Origin of the sequence: Herbaspirillum sp. B65 (assembly GCF_000333555.1) — a bacterium.
Classification (GTDB): Bacteria; Pseudomonadota; Gammaproteobacteria; order Burkholderiales; family Burkholderiaceae_D; genus Herbaspirillum; species Herbaspirillum rubrisubalbicans.
In genome coordinates this window covers 1-2,286 of sequence record NZ_BADI01000792.1, presented here as the reverse complement: position 1 = coordinate 2,286, position 2,286 = coordinate 1, and the positions used below count along the sequence as shown (strand labels likewise).

3 protein-coding genes are annotated in these 2,286 nt (G+C 63.2%); all 3 read left to right on the top strand.

The genetic code is table 11. The features are described 5' to 3' along the window. A partial coding sequence (locus I5W_RS18925; protein WP_252717111.1) for a metallopeptidase TldD-related protein occupies window positions 1-436 on the top strand: 436 nt, incomplete at its 5' end. Between the two features lie 17 nt (window positions 437-453). Further along, window positions 454-1,011 (top strand): GNAT family N-acetyltransferase, encoded by a 558-nt coding sequence (locus I5W_RS18920; protein ID WP_252717110.1) that lies wholly within the window; start codon window positions 454-456, stop codon window positions 1,009-1,011. A gap of 83 nt (window positions 1,012-1,094) precedes the next feature. After that, window positions 1,095-2,286: MFS transporter (locus I5W_RS18915; protein ID WP_044530396.1), on the top strand; the 1,192-nt coding region annotated here is incomplete at its 3' end.

Here is a 2,286-nt window from a genome sequence, read left to right as displayed (position 1 = left end):
GGGGGCGCACCGTCAGCGCGAAGTGGTCAAGGATGGTGTGGTGCAGGGCTATTTCCTGTCCACCTATTCGGCCCGCAAGCTGGGGATGCAGACCACCGGCAACTCCGGTGGCTCGCACAACCTGACGCTGACCTCGAAACTGACCACCCGCGCCGACACCTTCAAGGGCATGTTGAAGAAGATGGGCACGGGCCTGCTGGTGACCGAGCTGATGGGGCAGGGCGTGAACTACGTCACCGGCGACTATTCGCGAGGCGCCTCGGGTTACTGGGTCGAGAATGGCGTGATCCAGTATCCGGTGGAAGAAATCACCATCGCCGGCAACATGAAGGAAATGCTGCGCCAGATCGTGGCCGTAGGTAACGACACGCTCATTCGCGGCTCCAAGGAAACCGGCTCCATCCTGCTGGAAAACATGACCATCGCTGGCGACTGAGCCTGCGGCAGACCGCCATGGCCGTGCGCCTGCACGGCATGGCGGTACCAAGGCCGGCGCCGCCCACTTCGGGGAGGCAAGCCATGGACGACATCCACATCCGGCGCGGCTATCTGCCAGGCGCCATCGGGCGGGTCGCACAACTGCACGCGGCCTACTACACCGAGAACTGGAGCTTCGGGGTCTACTTCGAAGCCCGCATCACCACCGAGCTGACCGCCTTCATGAGCCGCTACGACGACCGTCGCGACGGCTTCTGGACGGCCACCGTCCACGGCCGCGTCGAAGGTTCATTGACCATCGACGGTCAGCACGCCCAGCAGCAGGGTGCCTGGCTGCGCTGGTTCATCGCTTCCGAAAAACTGCGCGGGCGCGGCGTGGGCGATGCGCTGCTGAGTGAGGCTCTGGCGTTTTGCGCCGACTGCGATTTTCCCTCGATCTACCTGTGGAGTTTCGAGGGCTTGCACGCGGCCAATGCGCTCTATCAACGTCACGGTTTCGTGCTCACCGAAGAGCGCATCGGCTCGCATTGGGGCGTCAAGCTCAACGAGCAGCGCTACGAACTGCTGCTGTGAGGGTCCCGGCAAGCCGACCCACACGGCGCTAAAATAGCGGATTGGCGCAAGCGCGCTACTTCCTGAGATCCATTCCTCGCAACATGGCCTTACACACCGATGCCGCGCACTCCAGCGGTCAAGTCCTGCCGTTCCGCGAATCCCTGCTGGCTACGCTGGGCATCTGTTTCGTCATCATGCTGGTGGCCTTGGACCAGACCATCGTGGGCACGGCACTGCCCACCATCGTGGCCGAACTGAAGGGCTTCGAGCTCTACGCCTGGGTCGCCACGGCCTACCTGCTGACCTCGGTGATCACTGTGCCCATCTTCGGGCGGCTGGGCGACTACTTCGGTCGCAAGCCCTTCGTGATCGCTTCCATCATCGTCTTCGTAGGCGCCTCGGCTTTGTGCGGCATGGCCAACAGCATGTTGTTCCTGGTGCTGGCGCGGGGCTTGCAGGGCATCGGCGGCGGGATGCTGGTGGGAACCTGTTTTGCTTCCATTGCCGATCTGTTTCCCGATCCGCGGGTGCGGCTGCGCTGGCAGGTCATCCTGTCGGCATCCTTCGGTATTGCCACTGCCGTGGGGCCTTCGCTGGGCGGCTTCCTGACCGAGGGGCTGGGCTGGCGCTGGGTGTTCTACTGTAACCTGCCCGTCGGCGTGATTTCCCTGTTCTTCGTCTGGCGCTTCGTGCCGCATATCCGTCACATGCACCATGCCGGCAAGATGCGTCTGGACTGGCCTGGCGCGCTGTTGATCTCGCTCTCGCTGGGTAGTCTGCAGTTGCTGCTGGAGCTCTTGCCCAAGCGTGGCATCACGGGTGGCATGATGGCCTTGCTGGCGCTCTCGGTGGCGGCCTTCTATGCATTGTGGAAGTGGGAGCAGCGCGCAGCACAAGCCATCCTGCCCGTCGAGATGCTGCGTGACCGTGCGCTGGCCAGCCTGTTCCTGCTGTCGCTGCTGGCGGGCTTTGCCATGTTTTCGCTGCTGATGTATGCGCCCTTGCTGTTCCAGGGCGGCTTTGGCCTGAGCCCGCGGGAAGCGGGGCTGTTGATTACGCCGCTGGTGGCCTGTATCACCGTGGCCAGCATCGTCAATGGCCGCCTCATCACCCGCATTCCCAATCCCAACCTGATGATGAACCTGGGTTTTGCCTTGATCGCCGCTTCCTGTCTGGGTGTGGTACTGAGCGATCGCAATACCGGCAATGGCTTCCTGCTTTCGGTCATGCTGGCTGGCGGCTTCGGGCTGGGGCTGGTGCTGCCCAACCTGACCGTGTTGCCCAGCAGTGTGC

Excerpts from the sequence above, each read along its gene's own strand:
- I5W_RS18920 (WP_252717110.1), top strand. The coding sequence starts at position 454 with ATGGCCGTGCGCCTGCACGGCATGGCGGTACCAAGGCCGGCGCCGCCC.